We start from the raw sequence: 16,834 nt of genomic DNA, 5'->3' as shown, positions 1-16,834 counted from the left end.
CGGAGAGAATCACTAATTATGAAGTTAAAGAAGCGCATAGTGCTCATATACCATAAAGTCAGATTGTTTATGGCAGAGATGAATAAGGATCAGGTGGCGGCATTTGCGGCACAGTCTGCTTTTTTCCTGCTGCTGTCACTGTTTCCACTGGCGATGACGTTGCTTACATTTGTCAAATATCTGCCATTCACAGAGACCCAGGTGTTGGAGATAATAAAGGAACTGTTCCCGGAGGAGATCAATTCCAATTTTGAATTCATGTTTGCAGAGATTTTCGACAGCAAGAGCTCACTGCTTGCCACCACAGCAACCATATTGCTCACAGTGTGGTCGGCGTCAAAGGGAACAATGGCTATAGGCCGCGGACTCACTTTCATGGCAGGCAAGGAGGACAGCGTCAATTATTTCCTCAGAAGAGCGATACACACTCTGTATACATTGATATTCTGTGTGATGCTGGTGGCGGTTATGGTCATATATATCCTCGGCGATGTAGTTGTGTCAAAAATGCTGGTGCGGCTGGATTCGGTGGAGAGATTCCAACTGGTGGATACCGTTGCGAATATCCTGTCGATCGTCAAGATAGCATTTGCCCCTACGGTTTTGTTTGGGGTTATGATCGTGGCATACTGGGCATTGCCGGTTGAGCGGGTGAGGATCAAGACCGCTGTGCCGGGAGCTGCATTTACGACCATACTCTGGATGCTTTTGTCATTTGGCGTATCAAGCTATATCAATATAGTGGGAATCAACACATATATGTATGGAAGCCTTGCAAGTGTGATATTGCTTGCGCTGTGGCTTTACATGTGTATGTACGTCATGTTGATAGGCGCGGAGATCAACAAATTCATGGATAATGGAATCCGGGGAATAAGAAGGCGTGCGCACAAGGCCGGGCGTAAGAAGAGACGACTTGAGAGGAAGAAAAAGCGTGCGGAGAAGAGGCGGATGCGAAAAAATCGACATTTAAATATGGACGAAGAAGTTGATGTAGAAGTAGATAAATGAAATAAAAGTAGAGTGTATTCAAGTTAAAGAATACTGCGATTGAGACGCATAGTGGCTCATATAAAAATACAAGTAGTAAGCGGGTAAAGAAAACAATTTCTATAAATGTAAGATATTACAGTGCATATTATAAAATAAAAGCCTCCTATTCTGGTGGAGTGGCAATTGATATTTTGGTAACTAAGGGGGCAGTCACAGCAAGTCTAGCAACAGGGTATACATTGTCTAAGCTTCTTTCAGATATAATAAGTAACTATGGAAGTACTGATATTAGGTCTCCTGGTATTGAAAACTGGGGGTATAGATTTAAATATGTAACAAATAGCAGTAAAGATGGATTTGATATTTATTTACTTACGTATAATAGTAAAGGAAGACTTGCAGATACAAAGAAAATAAAGAGTGAAAGATATAAAGCGATTTTGATATAAAAAGGAGAAAATATATGAGAGAAAAAAAGCTATACTTCTGTTAGTGCTTAGTGCATGTTTGTTTGCAATCGATTTTATCTTAAAAGGAGATTTTGGTAAGGTGATGTTTTATATAATCTTATTGATAGGCTGGATATTACTTTTGGCATCAATTGCTTTACAAATAAAGAAAAAGAAACGGGAAGATGATTAAATAGGAGTATGGTACTCGTAAGGTTTATTTTCACAATCAAGTTATATAATATTTCTGAAAATTGAATTGTTGTTGATCATGACAGTATGACAAAAAAGATGTTGACTAACACCCACATGTAGGTATATTATCTCTACAGGCAGTGACGATGCAAAAGATACGTATGTCACCATCAGAGAGACCGGGTCAGCGGCTGAAAGCCAGGTCAGGTAAGAGTGCGTATTTAATTTCACATCAGAGCCACCACGGTTGAAGGATTGATGATATCTGCTGATCAGTTGACAGATATTGATCTGTGTAGGTTGTGGCGTGTGACGTGCGACAAACGTCTAATGAGAGTCAGACATATGGCACAGTATATAGAGGTATATATGACAGTGTATAATGAATGTCTGGAATCAGGGTGGTAACGCGGATATAATTCGTCCCTAGTATGTATAACATGCTAGGGACTTTTGCGTTTACAGGGTGACAAGCGGCTGCGATGCGCGAGCTTGCTCGCATGCATCAGCAGACATTTGTCACCCGCGCGCGACATGAAACACGGAGCCCGGGAGGGCGGAGTGTGAATGCCGTGCAGGGATTGAGAGAGCGCGCAGCGCGGAGCAATCCCGGTAAACGCCAAAAAGAGAAATGAGCGAGCAGCCCGATAGGGCGGAGCGCGAATTACTGTAGGAATTGCGGAAGCCGTAGACGAGCAATTCCGTGACTTATATATGGAAGTAATTAATATAGGATCCACATTGAAATCCCTATAAATAGAAAAAGGAGAAACACGATGAGAGACAAGTTGGAAGCCATCAAGGCAGAGGCTCTTGCCAAGATCGAGAGCGCAGAGGTTGTATCGACACTTAACGATGTGAAGGTGGCGATACTCGGTAAGAAGGGAGAACTCACACAGGTTCTCAAAAGCATGAAGGATGTAGCACCGGAGGACAGACCAAAGGTAGGTCAGATGGTAAATGAGGCACGTCAGGCCATCGAGACAGCCCTTGACGAGAAGACAAAGGCCATCAACAGAGCACTCCGTGCAGAGAAGATGAAGAGAGAGACAATAGATGTAACTCTTCCAGGAGTGAAGAAGCTTACAGGACACAGACATCCAAACCAGATAGCACTTGAAGATCTGGAGAGAGTATTCATCGGTATGGGTTACGAGATAGTTGAGGGACCAGAGGTAGAGTACGACAAGTACAACTTCGAGCTGCTGAACATCCCTGCAAATCACCCTGCAAAGGATGAGCAGGATACATTCTATGTTACAAAGGATATCCTCCTTCGTACACAGACATCACCTGTTCAGGCAAGAATCATGGAGAAGGGCAATCTTCCTATAAGAATCCTCTCACCTGGACGAGTATTCAGAGCTGATGAGGTAGATGCAACACATTCACCATCATTCCATCAGGTAGAGGGACTTGTTATAGACAAGGGAATCACCATGGCAGACCTCAAGGGAACACTGGCGCAGTGGGCAAAGGAGTTCTTCGGTGAGAACACAAAGGTCAAGTTCAGACCTCATCACTTCCCATTCACAGAGCCTTCAGCAGAGTGTGATATCACATGCTTCAAGTGCGGCGGCAAGGGATGCCGAGTATGTAAGGGCAGCGGCTGGATAGAGATCCTTGGCTGTGGTATGGTTCATCCAAAGGTTCTCCGCGACTGTGGAATAGATCCTGAGGTATATTCAGGATTTGCATTTGGAATCGGACTTGAGAGAGTAACACTTCTCAAGTATGAGATAGATGACATGAGACTTCTCTACGAGAACGACATGAGATTCTTAGACCAGTTTTAAGTATGTGTCAAGTTTTCTGTGAAAACTTGACATGCAGCTCCAGCCATTTGCCGAAGGCAAATTTTGCATGGCTGGAGTTCAATGATAAATAGGAGGACGAATAGATGAATACACCAATTTCATGGATAAAGGCATATGTTCCTGATCTGGACGTGACAGCTCAGGAGTTTGTAGACGCCATGACTCTCTCAGGATCACATGTAGAGGGTTACGAACAGAAGGATAAGAATCTTGACAAGATCGTTGTCGGCAAGATTCTCACTATGGAGAAGCATCCGGATGCGGACAAGCTTGTAGTATGTCAGGTAGATGTTGGACAGGCGGAGCCTCTTCAGATCGTGACCGGAGCAAAGAATGTAAAGGTCAATGATCTCATCCCACTTGTACTTGACGGTGGTAAGGTTGCGGCAGCACACGGCGACAACAATGAGTACCCTGACGGAATCAAGATCAAGAAGGGCAAGCTCAGAGGAGTTGAGTCAAATGGTATGATGTGCGGTATAGAGGAGCTTGGTTCATCAAGAGACTTCTATCCGGAAGCACCGGAGGATGGCGTGTATGTATTCCCGGTGGAGTCAGGTGTGAAGCCGGGCGATGACGCTGTGAAGGCACTTGGACTTGACGATGTTGTTGTCGAATACGAGATCACATCCAACAGAGTTGATTGTTTCTCAATGATCGGTATGGCAAGAGAGGCAGCAGCTACATTTGACAAGTCATTTTACCCACCAGTGGTAACAAAGACAGGAAATGATGAGGACGTCAATGACTATATATCAGTAGAGGTAAAGGATCCTGACCTCTGCCCTAGATACACAGCAAGGGTTGTCAAGAACCTGAAGATCGGACCTTCACCAAAGTGGATGCAGCAGAGACTTGCTTCACAGGGAATCCGTTCGATCAACAACCTTGTCGATATAACAAACTACGTTATGGAAGAGTACGGACAGCCAATGCACGCATATGATCTCAGCACCATAGCCGGCAACAAGATCGTTGTTCGCCGTGCAAATGACGGAGATACATTTGTAACACTTGATGGACAGGAGAGAAAGCTCGACCATGACGTTCTGATGATCTGTGACGGTGAGAAGGAGATCGGTATCGCCGGAATCATGGGCGGCGAGAATTCCATGGTAACAGACAGTATCGATACACTGCTCTTTGAGGCAGCTTGCTTCGATGGAACAAATATCAGACTTTCATCGAGAAGAATCGGACTTGCAACTGATGCGGCAGCAAAGTTCACAAAGGGACTTGACCCAAATCTTGCCATGGAGGCAATAGACAGAGCATGTCAGCTCATTGAGGAGATGGGCGCAGGTGAGGTAGTCGGCGGAGCTGTTGACGTATATCCAAATCCTGTACAGGACAAGAAACTCCCATTTGAGCCTGATAAGATGAACGCACTTCTCGGAACAGATGTTGAGCCAGAGAAGATGCTGTATTACTTCGGTAGACTTGGTCTCACATACGATGCAGATACTAACACACTGGATGTGCCAAGTTTCAGACAGGATCTGAACTGTATGGCAGATCTGGCAGAGGAGGTTGCAAGATTCTACGGATACGACAACATTCCTGTATCACTCCCAAGAGGTGAGGCAACAGTTGGTAAGCTCCCATACGACCAGATGATCAATGCCATCGCAAGGGATGTCCTTGAGGCAAATGGTTTCTCTGGCGGTATGTGCTACTCATTCGAGAGCCCTAAGGTATTTGACAAGCTGCTACTGCCTGCTGACAGCGAGTTCAGAAAGACAGTTACAATAGCAAATCCTCTTGGCGAGGACTTCAGTATCATGAGAACAGTATCACTGAACGGTGTTCTCACATCACTGGCAACAAATTATAATAGAAAGAACAAGATCGCAAGACTTTATGAGTTCGGAAATGTATACCTTCCAAAGTCACTTCCACTCACAGAGCTTCCAGAGGAGAGAATGAAGCTTACTATCGGTATGTATGGTCAGGGAGATTTCTTTGATCTCAAGGGAGTTCTCGAGGAGCTTACAGACAAGGTTGGTCTCAAGGGACAGGTGACATACGAGCCTGAGTCAGAGTACACATTCCTTCATCCGGGCCGTCAGGCAAAGCTCAAGAAGGGCAACCTGACAATTGGATTTATCGGACAGGTACATCCTGAGGTATGTGACAACTACAACCTTAAGGGGGAGGTATATGTTGCAGTTATAGATATGCCTACACTGGTTATGCTGTCAAGCTTCGACATCAAGTATGAAGGAATTGCAAAGTTCCCTGGAAGTACAAGAGATCTGAGTCTTGTTGTGGACAAGGAAATATTTGTCGGACAGATAGAGGAAGTCATAAAGAAATGTGGCGGCAAGCTGCTTGAGAGCTACAAACTTTTCGATGTATATGAGGGTGAGCAGATCGCAAAGGGCAAGAAGTCAGTGGCTTACACAATGACATTCCGTGCTAAGGATAGAACACTTGAGACGTCAGAGGTCGATGGAATCATTGCCAAGATTCTCAAGGAGCTTGGAAAGCTTGGAATAGAGATCAGAGCGTAATAGGCGCTATCCTTGAAAAATTTGTGATAGTAGTATAATATGTAACTGTTTGGCGCGGAGATATTGTATATATCCAGCGTCAGACAGTTATTTTTGTGTTAATAAATATGTGAGGAATTACGATATGATGAAATTAACAGACTTTTACTATGATCTGCCACAGGAGCTTATAGCACAGGATCCACTCCTCAAGAGAAGTGAGTCACGTCTCATGGTCCTGGACAGAAAAGATAATACGATAGAGCACAAGCACTTTTATGATGTGATAGACTACCTGAATCCGGGAGACTGTCTGGTCATCAACGATACAAGGGTTCTTCCGGCGAGACTTATGGGCGTCAAGGAGGATACGGGAGCATCCATAGAGGTTCTTCTTCTGAAGAGAAAGGACGACTGTACATGGGAGACTCTGGTAAAACCGGGCAAAAAGTGTAAGGTGGGTGCTCGTATAGTATTTGGTTCAGAGTCAAATGAACCTGACCCTGAGACAGGACTTATAAAGGGCAAACTTGTGGGTGAGGTCGTCGATATAGTTGAGGAGGGCAACAGACTCATCAGATTTGAGTTCGATGGAATATTCGAGGAGATCCTTGACGAGCTGGGACAGATGCCACTCCCTCCATATATCACACATAAGCTTGAGGACAAGAACAGATATCAGACAGTTTATGCAGAGCATGACGGTTCTGCGGCAGCACCTACCGCCGGACTGCATTTTACAACAGAGCTTCTTGAGCAGATCAAGGCAAAGGGAATAAAGATCGCGCATGTAACACTTCACGTCGGACTTGGAACGTTCAGACCAGTGAAGGAAGAGAACATACTAGATCACCACATGCATTCTGAGTTCTGTATCATAGAGCAGGATGCTGCTGATATGATTAACGAGACAAAGGCTGCAGGCGGAAGAGTTGTGTCCGTTGGAACGACAAGTACCAGAACTCTTGAGTCTATGTCGGACGACGATGGAACAGTTCATGCAGGCAGCAAATGGACGGATATTTTCATTTATCCGGGATACAAGTTCAAAGTTATTGACGCGCTCATCACGAATTTCCATCTGCCTGAGTCAACGCTTCTTATGCTTGTTTCTGCGCTCTACGACAGAGAGCATATACTTGAGGCGTACAAGGTGGCGGTTGAGGAGAAGTACAGATTCTTCTCATTTGGCGATGCTATGCTGATAAAATAGCAGAAGGATCAGGACGATTAGAATAAAGGCATGATGTAATAGGGGTGCTGATAATTTATATACTCTGGATGGGCCTTATATCCGGAGAGGAGACAGATACATGGGAAAGAAGATATGTGTGGTATTCCCGGGAATAGGATATCACACCGATAAGCCATTACTTTACTATAGTAAAAAATATATGATGGCACATGGATATGAGATTGTTGATGTGACATATGGCAAGCTTTCGGGACAGCTTCCGGAGAAGATACAGAAGGTATTTGATGATGGCTGGAATAAAGCACTTGATTGTCTTAAGACTGTGGATTTCTCGGAGACTGAGGATATAGTATTTCTATCAAAGAGTATAGGTACGGCTATATCTGCAAGATATGTGGCGGAGAAAGGACTTAAAGTAAGAAATATATATTTCACACCACTTGAGATTACCATGCAATATGCCAATTCAAATGGCATAGCTTTTCACGGAACGGCGGATCCACTAGTGAATACGGGTGAGCTGACAAGACTTTGTGAGGCTAAGAACATCCCTCTGTATAAATACGAGGGCGGAAATCATTCAATAGAGACAAAGGATATTCTATGGAACATAAGAACGCAGGAAGACATAGCGGAAAAATATATAGATTATTTGAACTTCTAGGACATACAGAGGGGCAGTTATATATTGCGGAGATAGCAGTGCTCATAACACTGCTTATTGGCACGGCGGTATATATACTGCTCCTTCGTGTCCTGCCGGATACCTCATGGCTTGAGGGGTGCCAGATACGCCGGTTTACAGGAGTGATATGTCCTGCATGCGGTACGACAAGGGCTGTACTCGCCATGCTCCACGGACATCTGCTGACGGCTTTGTATTACCATGTGGCGACTGTGTATCTGGCGTGCATCTGTATCATTTATCTGGTAGGCAATACGATCAGGCTTGCCACGAATGGCAGGACACCGCTTGTGAGATTCCGACTGTGGTATGTGTATGTGTGGCTTGGGATATTTGTGGTGTCTTATGTGGTGAAGCTGGTGGTGCCGGGGTACATTATTTAAGCCATCGTACAGTATTGAGTATGGTGGATGGCAGTGTGATGGAGATTTCCTTTCGTGGAATTACAGTGTCACAGCTGGAAGCAGGCTGGTGGCAAATATAGCAAAGCAGCTTCTCAGCTGGGGAGATACATACACACTTGATATCTCAGATCCGGGTGATGAGATCATGGCACTTATGCTTGTGATTGCCATTGATGCGGCCAATTGTTCGCAGAATAATAATTAATTTTTTAGAATTTTATATAAACATGAAGAAGATAGGAATGTATGAGGAGACAGGCAGGAAATAGTCATGAACAAGATATCAAAGTATGTTGTGATTATAGTAGGCATATTGGTAATGTTGGTGTTGCTGCCATTAGGTTATGTTAGATATAAGACGCGTTACGAAGCTGAGCAGATAAGTGTGTTAACGTCTCCAGATGGTGATTATGAGCTTGTGATCTATTCTGTTGGCGACCCGGATTTTCCATTTGGAGCTGCCCATGGAAGACTGGTGCTGAAGGGCAAAGAGAAGACGGTTGCATATAGGTCATTTGAAGTGGCAAATGATGGTGCAAGATTTGACGAAAGCGATCTAAAGACGACATGGTATATTGATCGTGTGGAGGTGGTAGTGTCTGGCTCTGAACAGCGTGACGAGCTTGTGACCATGCGTTTTAATGGGCAGACCAGTAGTAGACGTCTCACGACCAGATATAGAAGAGAAGATACGGATATAGAAAAAGACAGCGAACAAGACTCTGCGATAACGGAAAAAGCTTCGGGTGACAGCAGGGGGAATGCAGAGAGCTCCACTGATTCCTCTGTTGATCCTGATGTAAATGATCAGCCAGAAAATAAGGAAATTACAGTCGGGTATCAGGCGATCTTTGAGAAATATTCAGATGCCACAGCTGGAAAATTCGAAGTATATTACGGCGCCTCGGAGTCATCATCAAGATGTATATTGTCTGAAAGTGATAATTCCGTGGAATACATTGTATATGATGGCAAGTCAGAGAATGGGAAGTGTGGGCTGTATGTAAGGTATCGTACTGAAAAAGGCGGTGGTGGAACATATGATTATGGCAGCGCCGAAATAGAAGATATCTATGCATATGTATTTTCCAGTGGAGAAGTGATAAGCAGTGGAAAGACAAACTGGGAAGATACTGGAACTGATGAGTTTGAGAGGGCAACGGAGTAAGCTGTTGTGAATAGTCCATGAACTGTGGTAAAATGAATTATAAAATAAGACTATTTAAATCATGAATTATATATATAATAAAAAGTATAAAGGCGGTGATTGTATGACAACAGTGAACACGAAAAGTGGGAAGATAATAAATGTAGTATCAAGAGAAGAAGAAAGTAAAACGTTAACGTTGTCTGATCAGGAGATGGATGCCAGAGCTGTTGAGGCGGTTAAAGCTGCAATAAATAAAGCCAGAGTATGTAAAAAACCAATAGCGGGATATGATAAAGAGAATAAAAAAGCATATATTGAATATGCAAATGGAGATATAAAATATGCAAAATAGAAAACCGATGGTTCTTGTATTTGCTGGTCCAAATGGTTCTGGTAAAAGTCAAGAGCACTGGGTGAAATAAAGGCGTCACTGTTATCGTAGGATGCGAAGCATCATAAACAGCAGTGACGCCTTTACTATTGATGAAAAATTTAACGTTCCAGCCCACCCAGATCATCATAAAATCCCGGATATGAGATGTTCACGCACTCGGCTCCGGTGATCTCTGTATCGCCATCAGCGTTAAGTCCTGCGATGGCAAAGCTCATGGCGATTCTGTGGTCCAAGTGACTGTCAATCACTGCACCGTGAAGAGGCTTTCCGCCGCGTATGATCATTCCGTCATCGGTTGCAGTTATGTCTGCGCCCATGGATGAGAGAGCGTTTACCATGACATCTATTCTGTTTGATTCCTTGACCTTGAGCTCCTGGGCATCCCTGATGATGGTCTCACCGTCTGCAAAGCATGCGAGAACTGCTATGGCAGGGATCTCATCTATGAGCTTTGGTATGATGGAACCCTCAATGACACAGCCCTTGAGACTTGATGTCCTGACTGTTATGTCAGCGGTTGGCTCACCGCATCCGCTCACTACATTGGAGTATTCCATATCGCCGCCCATTGCTTTGATGACTTCCAGTATTCCATCTCTGGTCGGGTTGATGCCAACATTTTTGATGGTGATGCATGAGTTCGGAGTGATAAGTCCTGCAACAAGGAAGTAAGCAGCTGATGATATATCTCCAGGTACAAGTATCTTCTGTCCAACAAGATTATCCACAGGCTTTACGGTAGCCGTAGTTCCCTCTGCTTTTATATTGCCGCCAAATGACTCAAGCATGAGTTCAGTGTGGTTTCTTGACACATATGGCTCGGTGACACTTGTCTCGCCGTCTGCATAGAGTCCGGCAAGGAGTACACATGACTTTACCTGTGCTGACGCGACAGGTGAGTTGTAGTGTATTCCATGGAGTTCCTTTCCGTTTATAAGGAGCGGTGCACAGTCATTTCCGAGTTCGGATGTGATGTCGGCACCCATCATGGAGAGAGGCGTCATGATTCTCTTCATAGGGCGCTTACATATAGAAGCATCACCTATAAGCCTGCTTGCAAATGGCTGAGCGGCAAGTATACCCGATATAAGTCTGGTGGTTGTTCCGCTGTTGCCGACATCGAGTGTGCCTTCAGGCTTTGACAGTCCATGCAGTCCTTTGCCGTGTACAGTAACGACACTGCCGTCGTAATCAATATCTATACCCATCTGCCTGAAACAGTTCATGGATGATATACAGTCTGCTCCATTTAAAAATCCGTGTACCTCGGTTATTCCATCTGCGATTGAGCCGAACATGATGGAGCGGTGGGAGATGGATTTGTCCCCCGGTATTGTTATCTCTCCGTTAAGTGATTTTACTCTGTTGATCTTCATAAATTCTCAGTATTCCTTTATTCTAGTGTAATATGTTTTACCTATCGGTTATAAATTCTATAGCCTGCGGCCTTCAGCACATCCTGCGCATTCCGTCTTGCATCAGCATCGTAGAATGAGAGTCTGAGAACCCCTTCCTCATCCTCCCGGTTGTGGGAGACTCCGATGTTCTTGAGGCTTATCTTTGCCTCTGCGATAAAAGCTGTCACCTTTGCCAGCGCACCAGCCTCGTCAGGGATATCTACAAACAGTTCATGGTGCATTCTTATGACACCGCTGCTGTTGTTAGGAATGGAATCCCTGTAATCTCTGGCGGATGCAAAAAAAGCATTTATCCCAGCCGCATCGCGCTGCTTAATATGATAAATCATTTTGTCTATAAGCTCAACATATTCCTGAAGACCGTTTACGATATTGTCAGGATTTGCCAGAAGAATGTGCTCCCATACCACCGGATTGGAGGATGCGATCCTGGTTATATCTTTGAAACCACCGGCTGCCAGTGACTTAAATATATTGTCTGGGCTGTCTGCCGCTGCGACAAGGTTGACCAGTGAGGCGGCTATGACGTGGGGCACATGGCTTATGTAAGAGGTTATACGGTCGTGCTCAACAGGTGAGTATGTGATCGGTATCGCTCCAAGATCTCCGATAAATGTGGAGAACTCCTCAGTCTTGCCCGGCAGAACTCCGTCTGCAGGTGTGATGAAGTAATAGGCATTCTCTATGAGCCTGTCGGTGGCCGCCTCGTAGCCAGATCTCTCAGAGCCGACCATAGGGTGTCCGCCGACAAAATACCTGGCAAGCCCAAGCTCCTGGACTGCTTCGTATATGTCGAGCTTTACGCTTCCGACATCAGTCAGTATGGTGCTGTCTGTAAGAAATGGCTTGAGCTGGCGCAGGTATTCTATATTATAGTGGACCGGTGCGCACAGAAAGATATAGTTGCATTCTGCTATGGTATGGATATCATCTGTATATTCAGTCAGTGTCCCATCGGAGACAGCTTCCTTGAGTGTAGATAGATTATTGTCAAAGCCGACTATTCTGTAATCAGGGAAAATGCGGTGGATGGATTTGGCAATAGATCCTCCGATAAGTCCCAGACCGATAAATCCTATTGAAAAATCATTCATTTTACGTTCTCCTTTAACAGTTTGACGCATAAAAGCGTTAAAGTATCTATTGGCGATTATACAGCCTTTTGAATGACAGGGCAAGAGAAGATTCACATTGCGATAAAAAAACTTGAATATCAGATGTGGATATTAAGCTAAAATAAGAAGTAAGGGAATTGTATAAGCTGAAGATTTGTACTAAAATCTTTGTGGAGAACGCAGACGATGCACATAAGAAAGTATACTGATGTGTGCGTTTGTCGACCGACCATTATAAGGAGGATAATTTATTATGATAGATACACTTTGCAGACTACTTGACGCCGGTGTCACACAGTTTCATGTAGTGAAGGAATGTGAAGCCATGCTGCAGGATCACGGTTACATGGAGCTTGATATGGGAGAACGCTGGGAGCTCACGGCCGGAGGAAGATATTATGTGAAGCCATACGCATCTATGATGGTGGCGTTTGCCGCAGGGGAGATGCCTGAGTATGGCAGGCTGAATATCGGCCTTGCACATACAGATTTTCCTATGCTCAAGATCAAGACTCAGCCGGATATGAACAGAAGCGGCTACCAGACACTGAATGTAGAGCCGTACGGCGGACTTATCAAGGAGACATGGTTTGACAGACCGCTTGGAATCGCGGGCAAGGTCATGGCGCAGACCACGGATCCGTTCAGGCCGAAGACGTATCTGTATGATTCAGAGCGTGCCATGTGCATAGTGCCAAGCCTTGCACCGCATCTGAGAAAGGATGCACCCGGGGAGAAAATGAATGTGCAGAAGGAGCTCATACCTGTATATGGTCTGGATGGTCAGAAGGTGAAGGACAAAGATATATTACAGTATGTGGCAGATGACCTTGGGCTTTTGAAGAACGATATTCTTGATTATGATCTATACCTGTATAACATGGATGGAATGGAGATAGTTGGGGCAGATAAGGATATGATAGCTTCTCCGAGACTTGACAATGTAACTTCCGTGTCAGCGCTTGTTGACACCATGTGCAGAGAGACAAATGGCAATAATACAAATGTTATAGCATTATTTGACAATGAGGAGATAGGCAGCAGATCAAAGCAGGGAGCAGATTCGGTGCTTCTGTCGGAGATAATAAAGCGTATCATGGCAGGATTGGACATTGAGGCTGGAGCAGGAAGACGCCTTATGAGAGATGCATTCATGCTGTCACTTGATGTGGCGCACGCAACCCATCCGAATTATTCAGAGAAGAGTGATCCGACAAATCAGATTGTCATGGGGCGCGGAGTGGCACTCAAATCAAGTGCAAGTCAGAGATACGTGTCAGACAGTGAGGCATCTGCGGTCATCATGGCTCTTTCAAGAAATCAGGAGATAAAGATACAGCGTCAGGTGAACAGGTCGGGGATGGCAGGAGGACAGACTTTAGGTCCTATAGCTTCATCTTATCTGCCAGTCAGAGCTGTAGACATGGGAATACCGATACTGGCTATGCATTCAGCGGTGGAGCTTGGAAGTGCGGAGGATTATGCACAACTTGAGAAGATTTGCGGTGCAGTATTTGAAATGTAGTATGGTGAAATCAGGTATTTGAGCAATGTACTTGTGCAGTTATTACGATTGTGTTACAATAAGATGATGTATTTTTAACTTCAATAATCACTTACGGAGGATACTCATGAAGAAGAAACATTTAAAATATGCAGTGCTCTGCTTTGGACTTGCCTCCATGCTGGCATTTGCCGGATGCGGAAGCAAAGGTGACGATGCTACCACAGCCAATCCGACGGAGACAGAGGCGACCACAGAGGCAGTGACGGTGGCGACTACGGAAGCAACCACTGAGGCACAGCCGGAGAAGGACAAGGATGGCTTTACAATATGTAATGACAAAGTAAAGACTCTTGACTATGTGAATGTCAGAACGAGCCCATCAACTGATGGAGAGATATATCAGGAAGTTGCAAATGATGTTGAGCTGGACAGAATCGGTTATAACGATGAGTGGAGCAAGGTATCTATAGATGGTGGGGAATACTATATATTCTCAGAGCTCCTTGAGGTCGTAGGCGGAGGAGATAAGTCTGATGCATCGACTGAGGCGACAACAGAGAATTCATCGGATGCATCCACAGAACAGGGAACTACATCCAATGTTGGTGAGGGCAAGATGATAGTTATAGATGCCGGACATCAGCAGAATGCAAATGAAGAGACCGAGCCGATAGGCCCTGCTGCTACAGAGACAAAAGTAAAGGCAACCGTTGGCAACACAGGTGTATCAACAGGAATAAAGGAATATGAGCTGAATCTTCAGATCGCACAGAAGCTTGAGGCAGAGCTCACATCCAGAGGCTATACAGTTAAGATGATCAGAACATCGAATGATGTTGATATAAGTAATGCGACGAGAGCAGAATATGCGAACAACCTTAAGGCAGATGCAGTTATAAAGATCCATACAAATGGATCGACAGACGGTAATGCGACAGGTGTGATGACAGTATGTCAGACATCATCTAATCCATATAATTCAGCTATCTATGATCAGTGCAAGAGTCTTGCCACGGATGTTTTATCAGGACTTCTGGCTTCCACAGGAGCTAAGAGTGATGGAATATGGGAGACGGATACCATGAGCGGAATAAACTGGAGTACAGTTCCGGTAACCATAGTGGAAGTTGGCTATATGACTACAGCATCTGAGGAGGCACTTCTTGTAACAGACGATTATCAGAACAAGATCGCCAAGGGAATAGCAGATGGCCTTGATAAATATATTACAGAATAGAAGTCAGTAACATAAATAAAAATAGAGAACAGGATTTCCTGTTCTCTATTTTTATTGTGGCATATCGAACCGGAGAAGACTGACCTCTTCTTCCGAGAGACTTCTGTAGGCACCTGTTGGAAGCGATTCGTCTATCTTCAGCTCACCCATTGCAATTCTTCGCAGAAAAGTAACTTTCATGCCAACGGCCTCAAACATTCGCTTGACCTGGTGAAAACGTCCCTCTGTTATTATGAGTTCGATCTCCGATCTGGCAGCGGTGCTGTCGGAAGATAATATGCGCAGATCTGCGGGCAGTGTAGGTTTTTCATCTCCGATATCCACACCTGTGGCGAAAAGGTTTATGGTATCATCTGTTACATATCCGTCAATCTCTGCGTAATATGTCTTGGGAATGTGGTGTGCAGGAGACAGAAGATGGTGGGTCAGTGCTCCGTCATTTGTCAGAAGTAGAAGTCCTTCTGTGTCTATATCCAGCCGTCCCACGGGTGACAGGTCTTTTGTATTTTCTCCTTTTAGCAGATCGATAACGGTCTGATGCACGTTATCTTTGGTTGCGCTTACACACCCCGCAGGTTTGTTCAGGAGGAAATATCTGTATCTGGAATAATTCAGAATCCTGCCATTATATTTTATAGTATCGTTGTTCTCATCTATCTTTACATCTGAGGATTTAACCGGGGCACCATTGACGGTGACAGTGCCTTTTTTCACATACTGCTTTACCTGACTGCGGCTGCCAATCCCCATTTCAACTAGAAATTTATCAAGTCTCATAATGTACTCCTTTTGTTGACTGTATGATGTCATATAATACCACGAAAATGCGCTTTTTTCAGCAGAAAAGTTAAATGTTACAAAACACAACATGTCGTTACAAACAGTTGTGTAAAACCACTAGAAATTGGTATTTTTTTGTCAGAATCAGTTGACACATGCACATGTGTAGTGTATTATATTTAACAGAAATGTAACAAATGCGGTAACTTTGTAAAATTTAGATTACGAAATACTACATAGAAAATAGCTTGGATTAAGGGTAAAAGAGGAAAAATTAATGACTAGATCACGCAGTAAGTTTGGAAGATTTGTAGATCACATGAGAAGGAATGTTCTCAGTTATAAATATTTAAGACATAACATTTTGATGACAGCACTTGTGGTTGTAATGGCTCTTTGTGTATTTGCTGTCATAAGTTTTGGAGAGAAGGCTGACCCGCTTGCGGATGAATTATATGCGAATGATAGTGTGACTATCAACAAGAGTCAGGCAGTGATGATGGCAGACAGCAGTGTGCAGCTTGCCATCGACGCAGTGGTGCCTGCAGGAAGTTCAGTATCGGCCAACGATACGGCCAGAGTTGCCAGCAATGCATCAGGTAGTATACAGTCTGTGACTTCAGCGTCTACCGAGGCAGTGACAACAGAGGAAGCGACAACAGAAGAGACCCCTTCAGAGGTGCTTCCGGGCGTAACAGCATCAGTGATATATGATGGTGTGTATGTCCATACAGAGCAGTCATCAGAATCAGATATCATAGCTACAGTGAACAGTGGAGAGATGTTCGACGTTGTATCACAGGATGAGAGCTGGATAGGAGTTCAGTTATACGATGGCTCGATCGGATATATTTCAACAGAATATGTAAGTGTGGATGCCTCACTTCAGTAGTAGTGTATATGAGTACCCCTCACCCAGGTACGACCCAGTAAGACAGAAAAAGCAAGCCGCATGTCATTCAAGGATGGCGTGCGGCTTGCTTTTTTATTGTTGTATTGACTG

General features: G+C 44.4%; 16 protein-coding genes. 13 read left to right on the top strand and 3 right to left on the bottom strand.

All coding sequences use genetic code 11. The annotated features are described in order from the left end of the window. Positions 1-18 precede the first annotated feature (18 nt). From ABUA31_RS03615 to ABUA31_RS03570, 10 genes are all read left to right on the top strand, one after another. Positions 19-1,011 carry a YihY/virulence factor BrkB family protein gene (locus ABUA31_RS03615; RefSeq protein ID WP_015533217.1) on the top strand — a complete coding sequence of 331 codons (993 nt, stop codon included), beginning with the start codon at positions 19-21 and terminating at the stop codon, positions 1,009-1,011. Positions 1,012-1,169: 158 nt separating this feature from the next. Further along, positions 1,170-1,442 (top strand): hypothetical protein, encoded by a 273-nt coding sequence (locus ABUA31_RS03610; protein ID WP_055273587.1) that lies wholly within the window; start codon positions 1,170-1,172, stop codon positions 1,440-1,442. A gap of 971 nt (positions 1,443-2,413) precedes the next feature. Then, positions 2,414-3,433 carry a phenylalanine--tRNA ligase subunit alpha gene (gene pheS / locus ABUA31_RS03605; RefSeq protein ID WP_055279821.1) on the top strand — a complete coding sequence of 340 codons (1,020 nt, stop codon included), beginning with the start codon at positions 2,414-2,416 and terminating at the stop codon, positions 3,431-3,433. Between the two features lie 104 nt (positions 3,434-3,537). Next, positions 3,538-5,967, top strand: coding sequence for a phenylalanine--tRNA ligase subunit beta (gene pheT, locus ABUA31_RS03600; protein WP_055143923.1), 2,430 nt, complete (start codon positions 3,538-3,540; stop codon positions 5,965-5,967). A 127-nt stretch (positions 5,968-6,094) separates the two neighbouring features. Then, positions 6,095-7,159 (top strand): tRNA preQ1(34) S-adenosylmethionine ribosyltransferase-isomerase QueA, encoded by a 1,065-nt coding sequence (gene queA, locus ABUA31_RS03595; RefSeq protein WP_055273038.1) that lies wholly within the window; start codon positions 6,095-6,097, stop codon positions 7,157-7,159. 100 nt (positions 7,160-7,259) lie between these two features. Continuing rightward, a complete protein-coding gene (locus ABUA31_RS03590) occupies positions 7,260-7,805 on the top strand; it encodes an alpha/beta hydrolase (RefSeq protein ID WP_055143925.1) in 546 nt (181 codons plus the stop codon). Continuing rightward, on the top strand, positions 7,745-8,209 hold the full coding sequence (locus ABUA31_RS03585) for a DUF2752 domain-containing protein (RefSeq protein ID WP_349818447.1): 465 nt from the start codon (positions 7,745-7,747) through the stop codon (positions 8,207-8,209). The genes ABUA31_RS03590 and ABUA31_RS03585 overlap by 61 nt, the downstream gene beginning before the upstream one ends. Before the next feature lie 13 nt (positions 8,210-8,222). Beyond that, the gene (locus ABUA31_RS14365; protein ID WP_502879960.1) at positions 8,223-8,435 is read left to right on the top strand and encodes an LURP-one-related family protein; all 213 of its coding nucleotides are present in this window, start codon (positions 8,223-8,225) and stop codon (positions 8,433-8,435) included. A 66-nt stretch (positions 8,436-8,501) separates the two neighbouring features. Continuing rightward, entirely contained in the window at positions 8,502-9,398 is an 897-nt protein-coding gene (locus tag ABUA31_RS03575; RefSeq protein WP_349818448.1) for a hypothetical protein, read from the top strand. 103 nt (positions 9,399-9,501) lie between these two features. Further along, positions 9,502-9,732: a hypothetical protein gene (locus ABUA31_RS03570; protein WP_243147843.1), complete on the top strand. Its 231-nt coding sequence runs from the start codon at positions 9,502-9,504 to the stop codon at positions 9,730-9,732. 140 nt (positions 9,733-9,872) lie between these two features. Here the strand turns inward: ABUA31_RS03570 and aroA are convergent, their stop codons facing one another. Further along, a complete protein-coding gene (aroA, locus tag ABUA31_RS03565) occupies positions 9,873-11,150 on the bottom strand; it encodes a 3-phosphoshikimate 1-carboxyvinyltransferase (RefSeq protein ID WP_055143935.1) in 1,278 nt (425 codons plus the stop codon). A 41-nt stretch (positions 11,151-11,191) separates the two neighbouring features. Further along, the gene (locus ABUA31_RS03560) at positions 11,192-12,286 is read right to left on the bottom strand and encodes a prephenate dehydrogenase (RefSeq protein WP_243147844.1); all 1,095 of its coding nucleotides are present in this window, start codon (positions 12,284-12,286) and stop codon (positions 11,192-11,194) included. A 274-nt stretch (positions 12,287-12,560) separates the two neighbouring features. Here ABUA31_RS03560 and ABUA31_RS03555 point away from each other — a divergent pair, with 274 nt between their 5' ends. Together ABUA31_RS03555 and ABUA31_RS03550 are read left to right on the top strand one after the other, a co-directional pair. After that, complete coding sequence (locus tag ABUA31_RS03555; protein ID WP_349818449.1) at positions 12,561-13,832, top strand: M18 family aminopeptidase; 1,272 nt, start codon at positions 12,561-12,563, stop codon at positions 13,830-13,832. Positions 13,833-13,938: 106 nt separating this feature from the next. Next, complete coding sequence (locus ABUA31_RS03550) at positions 13,939-15,051, top strand: N-acetylmuramoyl-L-alanine amidase family protein (protein ID WP_015533208.1); 1,113 nt, start codon at positions 13,939-13,941, stop codon at positions 15,049-15,051. 51 nt (positions 15,052-15,102) lie between these two features. Here ABUA31_RS03550 and ABUA31_RS03545 read toward each other — a convergent pair whose 3' ends face one another. Then, positions 15,103-15,828, bottom strand: a complete 726-nt coding sequence (locus tag ABUA31_RS03545; protein ID WP_015533207.1) for a pseudouridine synthase — start codon at positions 15,826-15,828, stop codon at positions 15,103-15,105. A gap of 280 nt (positions 15,829-16,108) precedes the next feature. On the opposite strand from ABUA31_RS03545, the gene ABUA31_RS03540 reads away from it, so the two are divergent. Continuing rightward, a complete protein-coding gene (locus tag ABUA31_RS03540) occupies positions 16,109-16,723 on the top strand; it encodes an SH3 domain-containing protein (RefSeq protein WP_015533206.1) in 615 nt (204 codons plus the stop codon). The last annotated feature ends 111 nt before the right edge of the window (positions 16,724-16,834 follow it).

The sequence above is a fragment of the Coprococcus sp. RTP31081st1_H1_RTP31081_211007 genome (assembly GCF_040227275.1).
GTDB classification, from domain to species: Bacteria; Bacillota; Clostridia; order Lachnospirales; family Lachnospiraceae; genus Coprococcus; species Coprococcus aceti.
The sequence above is the reverse complement of the archived record's forward strand: the minus strand, read 5'-3'. Positions and strand labels throughout refer to the sequence as shown.